The following is a 15,970-nucleotide window of genomic DNA, read 5'->3' as shown; positions in this document are numbered from 1 at the left end:
CGCGTGAGGGGGTGTCATGTTCGATTGGCTGAAGCGGTGGCCGGAAGAACCAGTCGGCGCCGTCCCGGCGCCTGCCGGGCTGGATTTCGTGTCGCGATCAACGCGCGCATACCCTGGAGGGGTCGTTCGCGCGAGGTGATCGACGGCACCAGCCGGGAGCGGCCCGATCCTGCCGTGGTCGCGCGCGACGATCAGTGCCCGCTGGGCAAGTGGCTGCATCGCGAGGGCCGGCAGCAGTTCCAGCGGCATTCACTGTTTGTCGAACTGGTCGATCACCATGCCGAATTCCACGTGCATGCCGCGAGCGTACCGGATCAGGTGCGGCACGGGCGCATGCGCGAGGCGCTGCGGGTGCTGGCGCGCGGGCCACATGCGCCGGCTTCGGGGCGGTTTTCGCGCACTTGCTGGCCAAACTGTTCGCGCGGTCGGGCAAGCGCGTGAACTGAATGTTGCGCATGGCGTGATGCCGGCGCGCGCGACCTGCGGCATGCTTGCGTTTTGCAGCGTGGGGTCGCGCCATGCAGGAGTTCTCCGAATACGCCCGCCACGATGCGCTGGGTCTGGCCGCGCTGGTGGCGCGCGGCGAGGTCAGCGCCGCGGAGTTGTTGTACACCGCGCAATGCCGCGCGGATCGCGCGCAACCGCGCCTCAATGCGCTGGTGCGGCGCATGGATGTCGAAGCCGCGGCCACGCTGCGTGCGGGGATTCCACCAGGGCCGTTCGCCGGCGTGCCCTATTTGCTCAAGGATCTGATGCAGGCCTATGCCGGGGTGCCGATGAGCATGGGCAGCGCCGCGCTGCGCGACTACGTGCCGGTGCAGGACGACGTGCTGGTGCAGCGGCTCAAGCGCGCCGGGCTGGTGATCTTCGGCAAGACCAACGTGCCCGAGTGGGGGCTGGTGGCCTACACCGAGCCGAAGACTTTTGGCGTGACGCGCAATCCCTGGGACATCACGCGCACGCCCGGTGGCTCCAGCGGCGGCAGCGCCGCGGCGGTGGCCGCGCGCATCGTGCCGGCCGCGGGTGCCAACGACGGCGGTGGCTCGATCCGCATTCCGGCGGCTTATTGCGGCCTGTTCGGACTCAAGCCCAGCCGTGGTCGTGTCAGCCCCGGCCCGGAAGATGGCGAGGTGTGGATGGGCGCGGCCTGCGAGCACGCGCTCACGCTCAGCGTGCGCGACAGCGCCGCGCTGCTCGACGCCGTGGCCGGCGCGGCGCCGGGCGATCCGTTCGAGATCGCGCCCAGGGGCATTTTTCTCGCCGCCACGCAGGCGCCGCCGCCACGCCTGCGCATCGCCTTCAGCACCGCGTCGCCGTTGGGTACGCCGGTGGCCGCGGAGTGCATCGCCGCGGTGCAGGCCACCGCGCATCTGCTGCAGAAACTCGGGCATCAGGTCGTGGAGGCCGCGCCGCGCATCGACGGCATGGCGCTGATGCGCGCTTATCTGATGTTGTATTTCGGCGAGGTCGCGGCGCAGGTGCGCGAGCTGCGCGCGCTGCATCCGCAGGCGCGCGTCACGCAGCTGGAGCCGGCCACGCGCGCGCTGGCGGCGATTGGCGAGGCGATCAGCGCCGGCGAGTACATGCGCAGCCACCATCACTGGAACGATTTTGGTCGCGCGCTGGGCGACCATTTCACGCACTATGACCTGTGGCTCACCCCGACCACGGCCGACCGGCCGCCGCTGATCGGTGAGCTCGCGCCCACGCCGTCGCAGGAACGCCTGCTGGCCCTGGCCGCGCAACTGCGCGCTGGCAGCCTGCTGCGCCGGCTGGGCACCGTCGAGCGGGTAGCCATGCACAACCTCGCGCGCACGCCGTTCACACAGCTGGCCAATCTCACCGGCGTGCCGGCGATGAGCGTGCCGTTGCAGCAGACCGACAGCGGCCAGCCGGTGGGCGTGCAGTTCATGGGCCGCTTTGGCAGCGAGACGCTGCTGTTCGCGCTGGCCGCCGAGCTGGAGCACGCGCAGCCGTGGGCGAGCCGGGAGCCCGGTGGCGCGGAAGTAGGAAGTGGAGAGTAGGGAGTCGGACAGCCGCGCCACTCTCGATTCCCCATTCCCCACTTTCTACTACTCCCGACTGCGCGCGCGCCCGTTAAACTCGCGCGATGCCCAAGATGAAATTTTCCTCGTGAGCATGGACTGGCAGGCCGCGCGGCGCGCCGTGGTCAGGCGCTTGCTGCGCACGCGCGCGCAAGCCGATATCAATGCGCCGATCGACGCGACGGCGATTGCGCGCGTGCTGGTGGCGCGGCCCAATCATCGCCTGGGCAACGTGCTGCTGCTGACGCCGCTGCTGCAAGAGCTTGAACGCCTGCTGCCGCAGGCGCGCGTCGACGTGCTGGCCGGGCCGCCGTTCGCGGCGTGTCTGCTTGATGGCTACGCCGCGGTGGCGCGCGTGGACACGCTCAGTGCACGACCGCTGCATCAACCGCGCGCGCTGTGGGCGCTGTGGCGCGCCCTGCCGCGGCGCGGTTACACGCTGGCGCTGGATGCTGCCGAACGCTCGCAGTCGGCGCGCTGGGCGGTGACGCGCAGCGCGGCGCGCTGGCGCGTGGGCATGGGCGAGGGCGATGCCACGGCCGGCTTGACCCACGCTGTGCCCTACGCGCAGTGCGGCATGCATCAGGCGCAGATGCCGGTGCGCATGCTGCGCGCGGCGCTGGGCGTGGATATGGGTGCTCCGCTACCGCCGCTGGCGCTGCGCCTGCGTGTGGACGAGCGCGCCACTGCCGAGGCGCGCGTCAGCACTTTGTTGGGCTTGCGTGATACCGCCGCGCCACGCATCGGCCTGTTCGCCGAGGCCACCGGCGCCAAGCGCTATGACAGCGCGTTCTGGCAGGCATTGATCGCCGCGCTGCGTGCGCAGATGGCGCGGGTGCGGCTGGCCGAGATCGTGCCGGCGCACGGCCAGCCGCTGCTGCCGAACCTGCCCGGCCTGCATGCCGCGCCGCTGCGCGCGGCGGCGGCGGTCTGCGCCAGCTTTGATCTGCTGATCGCGGCCGACTCGGGGCTGATGCATCTGGCGGCAGCATCGGGGGTGCCGCTGGCAGGGTTGTTCCAGGCTACCGATCCGTCGCGCTACGGACCTTATGGCGCACGTCAGTGCGCGCTGGTGACGCAGAGTCTCGCGAGCGCGGATATCGCGCGCGCGGCACTGCAGTTGTTGCCGTGCGCGTGATGATTGCGCCGGTTGCGGCGGCAACACCTTGGCATATCGGTATACCGCCCAGGCGCTGCTACGCTCCGTTGCAGCCGGGCATGATGGGCGGCGCTTCACGTGCTTGCATCGAGAACCTTACGGCATGAGTCGGCTTTGATTCATGTCAAGAACGCACGGCATCGCGTCCCCCACGCTGTGCGCGCATCGTCCGGGGGATGCACTGTTGGAGATTGCAATGAGCAGATCGCTTGCCGCGCCGCGCGCGTTGCGCTGGCTGCATCGCACGCTCCTGCTCGGCGCGGGCGCGCTGGCCCTGCTGCCGGCGCTGCCGGCGCAGGCCGTGCCCATGTTCGCGCGCGAGACCGGCCAGCCTTGCGTGGCCTGCCATATCGGCGGCTTCGGTCCGCAACTGACGCCGTTCGGGCGCCAGTTCAAGCTCGACGGTTATCGGCTGGACGTGCACAACGGCTGGGATACGCATGTGTCGATGATGGCGATCGAATCGTTCACGGCGACCCGGAAGGGTCGGCCAACTCCGCCCGCCAGCGGCTTCAAGGACAACGACAATTCCGAGCTGCAGCAGGTTTCACTGTTCTACGGCGGCCGCCTCGCCGACCACTGGGGCATGCTGGGTCAAGTGACTTATTCACAGAATGGTGGCCTGCTGGGTTGGGACAACACCGACGTGCGCTACGCGCACAATTACACGCTGGGCAACGGCAAGGGCGGCGTGTTCGGTCTGTCGTTCAACAACAACCCGACGGTCTCGGATGTGTTCCAGACCGCGCCGGCGTGGATGTACCCCTACACCACGGATGATCTTGGCTATCCGCCGCCGGCCACACCGGCGATCATGGGTGGATTCGAGCAGCAGGTTGCCGGCATGACGGCCTACACCATGTTCGATGGCAGTTGGTATGCGGAGGCGGGCTTCTACCGCACGCTGTCGACCGCGCTGCTCAATCGCCTCAATGCCGGGTTCAACGGCCGCATCGTCGGCGCCGCGCCCTATGCGCGGGTGGCCTATACGCGCGGCGTGGGCTCGGGCGATGTCGAGGTGGGCGGCTTCTACTTCGATGCACGCCAGGGTCAGGTCGGCACTGATGCGCGGGGCAACCCGATCTCCATTCCGGGGCCGTACAACGCGTATCGCGATCTGGGCCTGGATGCGAGTTACCAGTTCCTCGGCAGCGGGCGCAACATCTTCACCTGCAACGGACTGTGGGTGAATGAGGAGCAGACCCTGAATGGCACCTACAGCCGGGGTGGATCGAGCAACCTGCGCAATACCGTCGATGCGGTCCAGCTCAACGGCGCGTACTGGCTCGACAACACCTATGGGGTGCAGATGGCCGTGTTCCGCGACAGCGGCACTGCCGATCCCGTGCTGTATGCCAGCCGCACCGGCTCGCCGACCACGCAGGGCAGCATGCTGGAGGTGGACTACAACCCATTCGGCAAGTCGACTTCATGGCACCAGCCCTGGGTCAATCTGCGCCTGGGCCTGCAGTACATCTATTACACGTTGTTCGACGGCGCGGCCCGCAATTACGACGGCGCGGGACGCAACGCGCATGACAACAACACCTTGTATGGCTACGTCTGGATTGCATTCTGAGTCGACGCACAACGCACACCGACCGCGCCCCAGGTTTGGGCGTGGCCGTGTTTTGCAATCCAGTCCCACCGAGGCGCGCACCCGAAACCTCCCGGCGCGTTGGCGCGGAGTGCGCCGCTCAGCCGCAGCCAGCGAAACCGTCGCTGGCCATCTTGGCTTCATAGGGTGCGGCCACTTGTGTGCCCGGCACCAGCGCGGCCTTGGCGGTGGTCCATGCCGCCGGCTTGATGCGCAGCAGCCAGCCGGCCTTGTACGGATCGGCGTTGGCCATTTTCGGGTCGGCGATCAGCGCGTCGTTGACCGCAGTGACTTCGGCATCGAAGGCGATCTTGGCCGGGCCTACCCATTTGCCCGATTCGATGGTGGCGCAGGACTTGCCCGCCTGCACTTCCTTGCCGGCCTTCTTGGGCGTCACCGCCACCAGTTGCCCGGCCATCGCGACCGCCACCTGGGTCATGCCGGTGACCACGCTGCCGTCGGCCTCTTCGCGGTACCACATATTGTTGGCAACGTCGTAAAACAAATCGTCGGGGAACGAACAACCGCGCACGGTCGACATGATCAATCTCCTCGTTGTACGCATGGAATGGATCGGCGCGCGAGGTCTGTAACCGGACCTTGATCCTCGCGTGCACGGGACATTGTGAACATACAAGCGGCAGCTAAACAAGTTCGTGGCACAAGCGCCATGCCGCGTCCATCGCGTACGCGACGGACTGCGACCCCCGACAGTTGTCACCCGGGTCGGCAGGCGCCCGGCCGCGGCCAGTGAAGGCAGGGCCGCGCTGGGTGTCAGCAGCGGCACCGATCTGGCCAGATCGGCGGCCGTGGGAGTGGCGGTTTTTGCATCAGGCATGATGATCCCCGCAGCAAGCGCGATGCGCGCGACGCCGTACATTGCGCCGGCCACGCCGCCGAGTTTGATCGCGGTCAAGTTTGCCGTGCGCGATCGCCAAGCAGGATGGGTTCGCCCGCACCGGGCATCTGCCATGCGTAGCCTTCGCGATCGAGCAGCGCGCCGAAGGCCTGCATGCCGCGCTCGTAATCGCCGTGCACCAGCAACACGCGCCGTGGCTGGCCGCAACGCCGCAGCCATGCCAGCAATTCGCTGCGTCCGGCGTGCGCGGAGAAACCGTTGATGGTGTGGATTTGCGCGCGCACCACGATGTCGTCGCCAAATAGGCGGATCTGCTGCGCGCCGTCGATGATCTGTCGCGCCGGTGTGCCGCGCGCGGCATAGCCGACGAACACGATGCTGTTGTCCGCATGCCACAGGTTGTGGCGCAAATGGTGGCGCACGCGCCCGCCGGTGGCCATGCCCGAGCCGGCCATGATCACCGCGCCGCCGCGGATCTGGTTGATGGCCACGGACGCGGCGGTGTCGCGCGTCATGCGCAAGCCCAGCAGTCGCAGCGGATCGTGTTGCGTCAGCTCCTCGACAAAGCTCGCGCGCAGCGCGCCGCGATGCGCGAGAAAGATTTCCGTGGCCGAAATCGCCATCGGCGAGTCGAGGAACACCGGCAGGCGCTGCGGCAACGCGCCGGCGCGAATGCCGCTGTACAGCGCGTACAAAACCTCTTGCGCGCGCTCCAGCGCGAAGGTCGGGATGATCACGTTGCCGCCGCGCTGCAGGGTTATTGCCACGGCCTGCACCAACTCGTCCACCGAGGCTTGCCACGAGCGGTGGTCGCGGTCGCCGTAGGTGGTTTCCATGATCACGACATCGGGTGCCGCGGGCGGTGGCGCGGGATTCTCCAGCAGCGGCCGGCCGGGGTTGCCGATGTCGCCGGAAAACAGCACGCGCAAGCGCTCATCGCCGTCCTCGATATCGAGCAGCACCGAGGCCGAACCGAGGATGTGCCCGGCATTGACGAACGTGGCGTGGATGCCCGGCGCCACCGCGCGGCGCTCGCTGTAGCTCAACGGCGCGGCGAAATCATCGATGCAGCGCAGCGCGTCGGTGATGCCGTACAGCGGCGGCGTCGCGTTTGCGCCGTTGCGGCCTGCGCGGCGCTCGGCGCGTCGCGCCTGCTCCTCTTGCAGACCGGCGGCATCGAGCAACACCAGGCGCGTCAGTTCGCGTGTGGCGTCAGTGGCGAGAATCGCGCCGCGAAAGCCGCGTTTGCGCAGCAGCGGCAGGCGCCCGCAGTGATCCAGGTGCGCGTGCGTCAGCAGCACCGCGTCGATGCGCGCGGGATCAAACGCGAAGGCATCGCTGTTGTCTTCCTCCAGCTCGCGGCTGCCCTGAAACAGGCCGCAGTCGATCAGCACCCTAGCGCGCTCGGTCTCGATCAGATGGCACGAGCCGGTGACCTGCTTGGCGGCGCCGTGGCTGGAGAAACGGATCATGGCGCGGCCAGCATGGTGACGATGCCGTCGGCCAGCAACTCGGTCAGGTCGATGGGCGTGGCGTCGTGCGCGACGCTGTTGCTGCACACCACGCGTGCCGCGCCGGCGGCGAGGATGCCCGGCAGCGCGTCGCCGACGCACAGGCCATGCACGGCCACGCACACTGGCGGCGGCGTGCGCAACACGCGCAGGTGTTCAAGCGCGGCGATCAAGGTGCGACCAGAACTGATCACGTCATCGATCAGCACCGGTGTGTGCCCCGGCCAGCGCGCCAGATCGGGCACGCTGACGCGCACCGCGCTGTCGCCCAACCGGGTTTTTTCCAGCACCAGCACCGGCGCGCCGATGCGCTGCGCCACGTCCTCGGCCCATTGCGCGCTTTCGCCGTCGGGGCCGACGATCAGCGGCTGGCTGACGTTGCGCGTGATCCACTCCGCCAGCAGCGGCGCGGCATGCAGGGCATGCGCTCGCAGCGTGTAGATCTCATTGAGGTCGTGGATGCGATGCAGGTGCGGATCCACCGTCAGCAGCCAGTCGCAATGCGCCGAGAGTAGTTGCGCGTAGATGCGCGCCGAGATCGCCTGACCGGGCGCGAAGCGCGCGTCCTGGCGCATGTAGGCGAGATACGGCGCCACCAGGCCCACGCGTCGCGCGCCCAGCTCGCGCAGCGTCGTCGCCGCCATCAGCAGCGGCATGGTCCTGGCATCGGCATGATCCAGCGTGCACACCAGCACCGACTCGGTGTCGGGCGCGGGTGGATCGAGGCGCAGCAGCGATTCGCTGTCGGGAAAGCGGTGCACGGCGCAGGCAGCGATGCGCGCGTCATGCCCGCGCCGCTGCAGTGCTTGCGCGATGCGCTCGGCGCGCGCTTCGTTGCCGGGCAGGGCGTACAGGTTGATGGTCATCACATCAAGCCTCCACGTGCACGATACCGGGGTGGCGCTGCACGAAATCCAGCGCGTAAGCGAGTTCGCCGCGCGACTCGGCGTGCAGCACGAACAGCGGCTGCTCGCGTGCGACGCGCTCGCCCGCGTGCGCGCCCAGCCACAACCCGGCACATGGCGCTTGCGGCGCGCCGGCCAGCTTTGCGGCGCGTGCCAGCAGACGGTTGTCGATGCAGGCCACGCGTCCATCGCGCGTGGCTGTGACCGGATGCCGGAACGCCGCCACGCCCGGCTCGCGCAAGCCACCCTGCGCCAGACAAATGGCCTCGAACTTGCGCCACGCGCGGCCTTCGCCGAGGCAGGTACGCGCCAGCGCATGCGCGGCCTCGCCGTGCGCAAGTCCGCCCAGCTCCAGCACCGCAGCGGCCACTTGCAGGGCGCGCTGACGCAGATCATCCGGCGCAGCGGCCGCGTTGCGCAGCACCATCAGCACGTCGTGCGCCTCCAGCGCCGGGCCGATGCCGCGTCCCACCGGCTGGCTGCCATCGCTGATCAGGCCCTGCAGATGCAGGCCGACGGCGTGCGCGGTGTGGCTGAGCGCGTGCAGCAGCGCCTGCGCCTCGGCCTGGCTGCGCACCTTGGCGCTGGGTCCGACCGGAATGTCGATGAGCACGTGCGTCGATCCGGCCGCGACCTTCTTCGACAGCACCGAGGCGACGAGCTGACCCTGGCTATCCAGATCAAGCATGCGCTCGACGCGGATCAGCAGATCATCGGCCGGGCTCATGTTCATCGATCCGCCCCAGACCATGCAGCCGCCCTCGGCCTCGACCACGCGGCGCATCTCCTCCAGGCTCAGATCGACGCGGGTGAAGGTTTCCACGGTGTCGGCGGTGCCCGCTGGCGAGGTGATCGCACGCGAACTGGTCTTGGGCATGAACAGACCCAGGCTGGTGGCGATGGCCACCACGATGGGCGTGGTGCGGTTGCCGGGCAGGCCGCCGATGCAGTGCTTGTCGACCACGCGCGCGTGCGGCCAGCTCAGGCGACTGCCGGCGTGCACCATGGCGCGGGTCAGGCCGATCACCTCGGCGGCGTGCAGGCGCCCGTTGGCGCAGGCCACCAGAAACGCGGCGATCTCCACGTTGGACAGACGCCCGGCCACGATCTCGCTGATGATGGCGTCAAGCTGGTTCTCGTTGAGCGCCGCGCCGAAGATCTTGGCGCGCACGTGGCTCATGCTGTCGCTGGGCGGCGTGTTGCGCAGGCACAGGCGCTCGCCCGCGGCCGGCGCGAGGCGCTGCCACGCCGATTCCGACAAACCCGCCTCATCGGGCGCCAGCAGATCGCCCGTGGTCAGGATGTTGAGCGTGGCGATGATGCTGCGTTGCGCGCCCTGCACCTCGATGCGCGCGTGCGCCTCGAAACCCTCGGCGCGGCACACCGGCGAGTCGGCGCGCAGCACCACCACCGGCTCGTGGTGGGTATCGATGCCCAAGCGCCGCGGGCGCAGCGACAGGCCCGCAGCGGCATCGGCCGGCGTGGAAGCGCCACTCATGGCCGCTGCCTGCATGGCGCCGGCATGCGCTTGCCCAAGAGCAGCGCGGCGGTTTCGCCGTGGCGATGACGCATCACGTTGCTCCCTGAGCATGCGTTTCGCCGCATTGTGCGCGCGGCGGCGGCCGCTGATTTGACGCAGATCAAATCGCGCGCCGACATGCTGCTCAGGCTTGCAGGATTTTGCCCGGATTCATCAGTCCATCGGGATCGAGCGCGTGCTTGATCGCGTGCATCATCGCCAGCGCGGTGGCGTCCTTGTAGCGCGCCAGTTCGGCGGTTTTCAGCAGGCCCACGCCGTGCTCCGCCGAGAAGCTGCCGCCCGCGGCCATCGCCGCCGCGTGCAGCAACTCGTTGCACGCGGCCTCATGCTGCGCGCGGAAGGCGTCGGCATCGGCAGCGGCTGGCGCCTGCAGGTTGTAGTGCAGGTTGCCATCGCCCAAGTGCCCGAAGATCACCAGGCGCACCTGCGGCAGCAGCGCCTGCAGGCGCGTCGAGGTATCGGCCACGAATGCCGCCATGCGTGAGATCGGCACCGCGATGTCGTGCTTGATGTTGAGCCCCTCGGCGGCCTGCGCCTGCGGAATGTGCTCGCGGATCTGCCACATCGCCGTGGCTTGCGCCAGAGATGCGGCCAGCGCGCAATCGAGCGCGTCGCCGGCCTCCAGCACCGCACCCAGCACCGCTTCCAGCCGTGCCTGCGCGTGCGCCTCGTCCTCGCTGTCGGACAGCTCCAGCAGCACGTACCACGGTGCATCGAGTGGCAGTGGCGCGCGCAGCGCGGGGAAGTGCCGCGCCACCAGATGCAGGCATTCGCGGCTGATCAGCTCGAAGCCGGTGAGGCCGGCATCCAGTGCGTCGCGCGCACGCGCCAGCAGGTGCACCGCGGCGGCGACGTCGGCCAGCGCCACCCACGCCGTGCGCCGCGCTGCCGGCTGTGGATACAGCATCAGGCTGGCGGCGGTGATGATGCCCAGCGTGCCCTCGGCGCCGATCAGCAGATCGCGCAAGTCATAGCCGGTGTTGTCCTTGCGCAGCGCGGACAGCCCGTGCCAGATCGTGCCCTGCGGCGTCACCGCTTCCAGTCCCAGACACAGCGCGCGCGCGTTGCCGTAGCGCAACACCGCGGTGCCGCCGGCGTTGGTCGACAGCACGCCGCCGATGGTGGCGCTGCCCTCGGCGGCCAGGCTCAACGGAAACAGCAAGCCGGCTTCGCGCGCGGCACGCTGCACCTCGGCCAGCACGCAACCGGCCTCGGCCACCAGCACGCGGTCGGCCGCATCCAGCGCGCGCACGCGGCGCATGCGCTTGAGCGACAAAACGATCTGCGCGCCGCTGCCATCCGGCGCGGCGCCGCCCACCAGCCCGGTATTGCCGCCTTGCGGCACGATCGCCACGCGCGCCGCGCGGCACAGCCGCACCACGCTGGCGACTTGCTCGGTCGTGTCCGGCAGCGCCACCGCCAGCGGCGCGCCGCGATAGCGCTTGCGCCAATCCTCGGCGTAGCCCGCCATGTCCGCCGGCGCGGTGAGCACGTGGTCGTCGCCCAGCGTCGCGCGCAGGGCTGGCAGCGGGTCAACGGTCGTCATGGGCGCATCGTCGCATAGTGGTCGCTGCCGGTTGCGGCGCGGGCTGCTGCTGCGCAAAGCGAACCTTCGCCGTGTCGCCGCGACCGAATGATCGGATAAGGGACATGAGGAGAGCGCTGTGGGTGCGATCTACGCAGACAATCTCGTCAAGATTACCGATCGTGGAATCACATTTCACCACTACTATTTTCCATTCGGCGACAAGCGCGTGGAGTGGAGTCGGATCAGCAGTATCGAGGCGAAGCAGCCCTCCGTGGAGACTGGGAGTTGGCGCATATGGGGAACAGGCAACTTGTCGACCTGGTTCCCGCTCGATGCCAGGCGGCCGCGCCGCGACCGGATCTTGTTTGCCGCGTTGGGCGATGGCTCCAGCATCGGATTCACAGTTGAGAACTCCGCGGCAGTGATCGATATTTTCAGGCAGCGCGGATTGCTGCGCGAATCCTCCGTCTGAGTTTTCGCGAGTCTTCTGCGCGCCCTCGATGCGCAACGAGAATCCGGGCTGATGCAACAGTCCCGCGCAGCGCGGCTTGACAGCGTGAGCGCAGCGCAGTGGTCTTGCCGGTTCGCGGGTCGCTGTCTCGGCGATACTAGGGCGATGAATCAGTCTGACGATCCCCTCGGCGCTGACGGCGCGCTGGCCCGGCACATCGAAGGTTTCGTGGCGCGTCCGGCGCAGCAGGTCATGGCGGTGGCGGTGGCCGAGGCGCTGGACGCGCGCGGCGAGTTGCTGGTCGAGGCCGGCACCGGCACCGGCAAGACCTACGCTTATCTGGTGCCGGCGCTGCGCAGCGATTGCCGCGTGATCATTTCCACCGGCACCAAGGCGCTGCAGGATCAGTTGTTCAAGCGCGATCTGCCACGCGTGGCGCAGGCGCTGGGGTTGACGCCGCACGCGGCGCTGCTCAAGGGCCGCGCCAATTACCTGTGCCTGCATCGCATGCAACTGGCGCTGGACGATGGCCGTGGCGGTGCGCACGAGACCCACCAGCTCGCATTGATCCGGCAGTGGGCGGCAGCCACGCGCAGCGGTGATCGCGCCGAGATGGCCGCCGTGCCCGAGGACGCGCCGGTGTGGCTGCGGGTGACCTCGACCACCGAAAACTGCCTCGGCGGCACCTGCCCGCAGTTCGAGGACTGCTGGCTGGTGAAGGCGCGACGCACGGCGCAGGAGGCGCAGATCGTGGTGGTCAATCATCACCTGTTGCTGGCCGATCTGGCGCTGAAGCAGGACGGCTTCGGTGAGATCCTGCCCGGCGCCGCGGCCTTCGTGATGGACGAGGCGCACCAGTTGCCGGAGCTGGCCGGGCAATTTTTCACCGAGAGCCTCAGCCATCGCCAGTTATCCGATCTGGCGCAGGACACGCTGGCCGAATGCAGCGGCGTCAGCGGTGCGCTGGCCGCGCTCAGTCCCGTGGTGGATGCCTTGCAGCAGGCGCTGCGCGAGGCGCGTCTGGCGCTGGAAGCACTGCCCGAGCGCGGCGTGCTGGATGCGCTGGACAATTCGCCGGTGATGGCGCACGCGCTGGAAGCGCTGGCTGTCGCGCTGTGCGAGTTCAGCGTCGCGCTGGAATCGCAGGCGCCGCGCGCCAAGGGTCTGGCCGCGGTGTACGAACGCACGCAGCGCACCGGCGAATTGCTGGCGCGGCTGCGCGCGTTGGAGTCACCCGGCGACAGCGTGCGCTGGTACGAACGCCACGCGCGCGGCTTCGCCCTGCACGCCACGCCGCTGGATGTGGCCAAGCCGCTGCAGGCGCTGCGCGCGCGCATGCCGGCGGCGTGGATCTACACCTCGGCCACGCTCACCGTGGCCGGACGCTTCGATCACCTGGTTCAGCGCCTCGGCCTGCAGGCACCGCGCACGCTGCTGCTGCAAAGCCCGTTCGACTACGCGCGCCAGGCGCTGTGTTATCTGCCACCCGAACTGCCCGATCCGCAGGCGCGCGATTACACCGAGCGCGTGCTGCAGGCGCTGCTGCCGGTGCTGGCCGCCTCGCGCGGGCGCGCATTCCTGCTGTTCACCTCGCACCGCGCACTGAAGCTGGCGGCCGATTGGCTGCCGTCGCGCATGCCGTGGCCGCTGTTCGTGCAGGGCAGCGCGCCGCGCCACGAATTGCTGGAGCAATTTCGCGCCAGTGGCCACGGTGTGCTGTTGGGCGCGGCCAGTTTCTGGGAAGGCGTCGATGTCGCCGGCGAGGCGTTGAGCGTGGTGGCGATGGACAAGCTGCCGTTCGAGGCACCCGGCGATCCGGTGCTGGAAGCGCGCCTGCGCGCGCTGCGCGAGGTCGGTGAAAATCCGTTCGCGTCGTGGCAGGTGCCGAACGCGGTGATCGCCTTCAAGCAGGGCGCCGGACGCCTGATTCGCAGCATCGACGATCGCGGCGTACTGGTGCTGTGCGACCCGCGCCTGAGCGCGCGCGGCTACGGCAAGCTGTTTCTGGCCAGCCTGCCGGCGCTGCCGCGCAGTCGACGCATCGAGGATGTGCAGGCGTTCTTCGCCGCCGCGGCAGCGGATGCGGTGGCGACGTGAGCCGGAAGCGAGTTAGGAAGTGGGGGGTCGGTAGCCGGGAGCCCCCTTTTTGAAGTCATCCCCGCGCAAAAGCCTGCCCCCGCAAAAGCGGGGGCAGGAGCGGGAATCGCTTCACAACAGCGAAGCTGGTCATCCAGTCGCAGCCATGCAAGGCCCGCATGGATCCCGGCTCGGCGCTGCGCGCCGTCCGGGATGACGAAGGCAAAAATCGCAGCGTGCTCGTCCCGAGTCCCGAGCATGACGAATCCGCTGCACTCGCCTAAGCTGCGCGCATGATTCTGCTCGCGCTGGAAACCGCCACCGATCAATGCTCCGCCGCGCTGTATTGCGACGGCGCAGTGCATGCGCGCAGCCTGCATGCGCCGCGGCGTCAGGCCGAGATCCTGCTGCCGCTGTTCGATGAACTCTTGGCCGAGGCCGGCGTGGCGCGCAGCGGCATCGACGTCATCGCCTTCGGGCGCGGACCGGGCGCATTCACCGGCGTGCGCCTGGCGGTATCGGTGGCGCAAGGGCTGGCGCTGGCGCTGGATCGGCCGGTGTTGCCGGTGTCCACGCTGGCGGCGCTGGCCCTGGCCGCGCCGCGCGAAGCCGCGACGATTCTGGCGGTGCTCGATGCGCGCATGGGCGAGGTTTACGCCGGCGCGTTTCGACGCAGCGGCGAAGACGCGCTGGAACTCATCGGCGAGGAAAGCGTCGGCCTTGCCGAGGTGGTCGTGCTGCCGCAAGCCGCAAGCTGGTTCGGCATCGGTAGCGGCTGGGGCGCTTACGCAACTGCGCTGCGCGCGCGTCTTGGCATCACGCCGCTATCAGGCGAGGATGCCGCCGCGCAGCCCGAGGCCGCCGCCGTGGCGTGCCTGGCTGCGCCACTGTTCGCCGCCGGTGCTGGCATGCCTGGCGCACAGGCACTGCCGGTGTATCTGCGCGACAAGGTTGCGCTTACGCGCGCCGAGCGCGGCATAGGCTGAGTGCGCTCAGCCGCACTTGCTGTAGCCGCAGCTCAGGCAAGTGGCGCAGCCGTCCATGAGCACCATGGCGTGGGTGTTGCACTTGGCGCACAAGGTGGCGCCGGGCGGGTAGCTGACGGCGGCGGTGGCCTCGGGTGATTTCAGCGTGGCCTCGTAGGCGGCGCGCTTTTCGGCGATCAGCGCGCGCTGCGCGTCGGAGATTTCGCTGTCCTTGATCATGCCGATGCTTTTCAGATGCTGCTCGATGATCAGGCCCAGTTCGGCCACGATCGAGGGCATGTACACGCCGCCAGGCCTGAAGTAGCCGCCGCGCGGATCGAACACGGCCTTGAGTTCCTCGACCAGAAAGGTGACGTCGCCACCCTTGCGGAACACGGCGGACATGATACGCGTCAGCGCCACGATCCACTGGAAATGCTCCATGTTCTTGGAGTTGATGAACACCTCGAACGGGCGGCGCGATTCATGCGGCGTGCCAGCATTGAGCACGATGTCGTTGAGGGTCACGTACAGCGCGTGCTCGAACAGCGGCGACTTGATCTTGTAGGTGGAGCCCACCAGCACCTCGGGGCGTTCCAGGCGCTCGTGCATCTGGATCACTTCGGCCTCGGGGGCGGCGCGCGCCGTGCTGCCGCTGGCGGCATCCGGGTGGGCGACGCTGTAACCCTTGATCTTGCGCGTGATCTTGATGGTCATGATGGGTCTGCTGAGTTGCGGATGCGGCGGATTGGGCAGTGCGGCGCCGGGCGGCGAGGCATTGCGCGAAGCATGCGATGGCGTCGGCGCAGCCAGCGCTGCAAGGTACGCTGCAGGCGCCGTCAGAGGTGCCTGCAGCGGCTTGCGGGCATTACTTCTTCTTGCTCTTGGCAGTGGACTTCTTGACGGCCTTTTTGACCGTCTTCCTGGCGGGGGCCTTTTTCGCCGCCGCCTTCTTGACCGCCTTGACGGCCTTCTTCACCGCCTTGACAACTTTTCTGGCGGATTTCTTGACTGACTTCTTGGCGGCCTTTTTTGGAGCCGTCTTCCTCACGGCTTTCTTCAGCGCTTTCTTGACCGACTTCTTGGCAGCCGGTTTCCTGGTCGCGGTTTTCTTTGCGGTCGCCTTCTTCACAGCCGCTTTTTTCGCTGCGGGTTTCTTCTTGACCGGCTTGCGCGCAACCGGCACGGGCGCAACGGCGACCGGCGCGGGCGGGACAACAGTGGCGGGCGCACCCATGCCCAGGGTCATTTCGATACTCGTGTGTTCGCTTTGCATGACTTCAGCTCCGACAGTGGTTGAACCATGAGACTTGCGGGACGCGGATGCATTCCCT

14 protein-coding genes and 1 pseudogene are annotated in these 15,970 nt (G+C 68.4%); 7 read left to right on the top strand and 8 right to left on the bottom strand.

Annotated features, from left to right (window positions below; translation table 11 throughout):
• Positions 1 to 3: 3 nt before the first annotated feature.
• Positions 4 to 246 (top strand): annotated as a pseudogene (locus tag ACYDAT_RS03515) (CZB domain-containing protein); the annotation flags it as partial.
• A gap of 3 nt (positions 247 to 249) precedes the next feature.
• Here ACYDAT_RS03515 and ACYDAT_RS03510 read toward each other — a convergent pair.
• A complete protein-coding gene (locus ACYDAT_RS03510) occupies positions 250 to 372 on the bottom strand; it encodes a hypothetical protein (protein WP_461448509.1) in 123 nt (40 codons plus the stop codon).
• Positions 373 to 518: 146 nt separating this feature from the next.
• Here ACYDAT_RS03510 and ACYDAT_RS03505 point away from each other — a divergent pair, with 146 nt between their 5' ends.
• The 3 genes from ACYDAT_RS03505 to ACYDAT_RS03495 all read left to right on the top strand — a co-directional run bounded on the left by ACYDAT_RS03505 (position 519) and on the right by ACYDAT_RS03495 (position 4,783).
• Positions 519 to 2,024: an amidase gene (locus ACYDAT_RS03505; protein WP_461438196.1), complete on the top strand. Its 1,506-nt coding sequence runs from the start codon at positions 519 to 521 to the stop codon at positions 2,022 to 2,024.
• A gap of 115 nt (positions 2,025 to 2,139) precedes the next feature.
• Positions 2,140 to 3,183: a glycosyltransferase family 9 protein gene (locus ACYDAT_RS03500; RefSeq protein WP_461438250.1), complete on the top strand. Its 1,044-nt coding sequence runs from the start codon at positions 2,140 to 2,142 to the stop codon at positions 3,181 to 3,183.
• A 217-nt stretch (positions 3,184 to 3,400) separates the two neighbouring features.
• Entirely contained in the window at positions 3,401 to 4,783 is a 1,383-nt protein-coding gene (locus ACYDAT_RS03495; RefSeq protein WP_461438195.1) for a cytochrome C, read from the top strand.
• 118 nt (positions 4,784 to 4,901) lie between these two features.
• Here the strand turns inward: ACYDAT_RS03495 and ACYDAT_RS03490 are convergent, their stop codons facing one another.
• From ACYDAT_RS03490 to ACYDAT_RS03470, 5 genes are all read right to left on the bottom strand, one after another.
• Positions 4,902 to 5,342, bottom strand: coding sequence for a biotin/lipoyl attachment domain-containing protein (locus ACYDAT_RS03490; protein WP_461438194.1), 441 nt, complete (start codon positions 5,340 to 5,342; stop codon positions 4,902 to 4,904).
• A 371-nt stretch (positions 5,343 to 5,713) separates the two neighbouring features.
• Positions 5,714 to 7,132 carry an MBL fold metallo-hydrolase gene (locus tag ACYDAT_RS03485; protein ID WP_461438193.1) on the bottom strand — a complete coding sequence of 473 codons (1,419 nt, stop codon included), beginning with the start codon at positions 7,130 to 7,132 and terminating at the stop codon, positions 5,714 to 5,716.
• Positions 7,129 to 8,037, bottom strand: coding sequence for a ribose-phosphate diphosphokinase (locus ACYDAT_RS03480; RefSeq protein ID WP_461448485.1), 909 nt, complete (start codon positions 8,035 to 8,037; stop codon positions 7,129 to 7,131). Before ACYDAT_RS03480 ends, ACYDAT_RS03485 begins: the two co-directional genes overlap by 4 nt.
• A 4-nt stretch (positions 8,038 to 8,041) precedes the next feature.
• Complete coding sequence (locus ACYDAT_RS03475) at positions 8,042 to 9,574, bottom strand: thymidine phosphorylase family protein (protein WP_461438191.1); 1,533 nt, start codon at positions 9,572 to 9,574, stop codon at positions 8,042 to 8,044.
• A gap of 166 nt (positions 9,575 to 9,740) precedes the next feature.
• Positions 9,741 to 11,162 carry an FAD-binding oxidoreductase gene (locus tag ACYDAT_RS03470; RefSeq protein ID WP_461438190.1) on the bottom strand — a complete coding sequence of 474 codons (1,422 nt, stop codon included), beginning with the start codon at positions 11,160 to 11,162 and terminating at the stop codon, positions 9,741 to 9,743.
• 118 nt (positions 11,163 to 11,280) lie between these two features.
• On the opposite strand from ACYDAT_RS03470, the gene ACYDAT_RS03465 reads away from it, so the two are divergent.
• From ACYDAT_RS03465 to tsaB, 3 genes are all read left to right on the top strand, one after another.
• Positions 11,281 to 11,616 carry a hypothetical protein gene (locus ACYDAT_RS03465; RefSeq protein ID WP_461438189.1) on the top strand — a complete coding sequence of 112 codons (336 nt, stop codon included), beginning with the start codon at positions 11,281 to 11,283 and terminating at the stop codon, positions 11,614 to 11,616.
• Between the two features lie 144 nt (positions 11,617 to 11,760).
• Positions 11,761 to 13,692: an ATP-dependent DNA helicase gene (locus ACYDAT_RS03460; protein WP_461440775.1), complete on the top strand. Its 1,932-nt coding sequence runs from the start codon at positions 11,761 to 11,763 to the stop codon at positions 13,690 to 13,692.
• A gap of 272 nt (positions 13,693 to 13,964) precedes the next feature.
• The gene (gene tsaB / locus ACYDAT_RS03455; protein WP_461438187.1) at positions 13,965 to 14,657 is read left to right on the top strand and encodes a tRNA (adenosine(37)-N6)-threonylcarbamoyltransferase complex dimerization subunit type 1 TsaB; all 693 of its coding nucleotides are present in this window, start codon (positions 13,965 to 13,967) and stop codon (positions 14,655 to 14,657) included.
• A gap of 6 nt (positions 14,658 to 14,663) precedes the next feature.
• Here the strand turns inward: tsaB and ACYDAT_RS03450 are convergent, their stop codons facing one another.
• Positions 14,664 to 15,353 (bottom strand): TSCPD domain-containing protein, encoded by a 690-nt coding sequence (locus ACYDAT_RS03450; protein ID WP_461438186.1) that lies wholly within the window; start codon positions 15,351 to 15,353, stop codon positions 14,664 to 14,666.
• Positions 15,354 to 15,504: 151 nt separating this feature from the next.
• Positions 15,505 to 15,912 (bottom strand): hypothetical protein, encoded by a 408-nt coding sequence (locus tag ACYDAT_RS03445; RefSeq protein ID WP_461438185.1) that lies wholly within the window; start codon positions 15,910 to 15,912, stop codon positions 15,505 to 15,507.
• Between the last annotated feature and the right edge of the window lie 58 nt (positions 15,913 to 15,970).

Source organism: Metallibacterium sp., from assembly GCF_054637675.1.
Note: the sequence above shows the minus strand (reverse complement) of the source record. Positions and strands in the feature narration are given on the sequence as shown.

Coding starts and splice junctions, on each gene's coding strand:
- ACYDAT_RS03510 (WP_461448509.1), bottom strand. CDS start 372: ATGTGGCCCGCGCGCCAGCACCCGCAGCGCCTCGCGCATGCGCCCGTG.
- ACYDAT_RS03505 (WP_461438196.1), top strand. CDS start 519: ATGCAGGAGTTCTCCGAATACGCCCGCCACGATGCGCTGGGTCTGGCC.
- ACYDAT_RS03500 (WP_461438250.1), top strand. CDS start 2,140: ATGGACTGGCAGGCCGCGCGGCGCGCCGTGGTCAGGCGCTTGCTGCGC.
- ACYDAT_RS03495 (WP_461438195.1), top strand. CDS start 3,401: ATGAGCAGATCGCTTGCCGCGCCGCGCGCGTTGCGCTGGCTGCATCGC.
- ACYDAT_RS03490 (WP_461438194.1), bottom strand. CDS start 5,342: ATGTCGACCGTGCGCGGTTGTTCGTTCCCCGACGATTTGTTTTACGAC.
- ACYDAT_RS03485 (WP_461438193.1), bottom strand. CDS start 7,132: ATGATCCGTTTCTCCAGCCACGGCGCCGCCAAGCAGGTCACCGGCTCG.
- ACYDAT_RS03480 (WP_461448485.1), bottom strand. CDS start 8,037: ATGACCATCAACCTGTACGCCCTGCCCGGCAACGAAGCGCGCGCCGAG.
- ACYDAT_RS03475 (WP_461438191.1), bottom strand. CDS start 9,574: ATGAGTGGCGCTTCCACGCCGGCCGATGCCGCTGCGGGCCTGTCGCTG.
- ACYDAT_RS03470 (WP_461438190.1), bottom strand. CDS start 11,162: ATGACGACCGTTGACCCGCTGCCAGCCCTGCGCGCGACGCTGGGCGAC.
- ACYDAT_RS03460 (WP_461440775.1), top strand. CDS start 11,761: ATGAATCAGTCTGACGATCCCCTCGGCGCTGACGGCGCGCTGGCCCGG.
- tsaB (WP_461438187.1), top strand. CDS start 13,965: ATGATTCTGCTCGCGCTGGAAACCGCCACCGATCAATGCTCCGCCGCG.
- ACYDAT_RS03450 (WP_461438186.1), bottom strand. CDS start 15,353: ATGACCATCAAGATCACGCGCAAGATCAAGGGTTACAGCGTCGCCCAC.
- ACYDAT_RS03445 (WP_461438185.1), bottom strand. CDS start 15,912: ATGCAAAGCGAACACACGAGTATCGAAATGACCCTGGGCATGGGTGCG.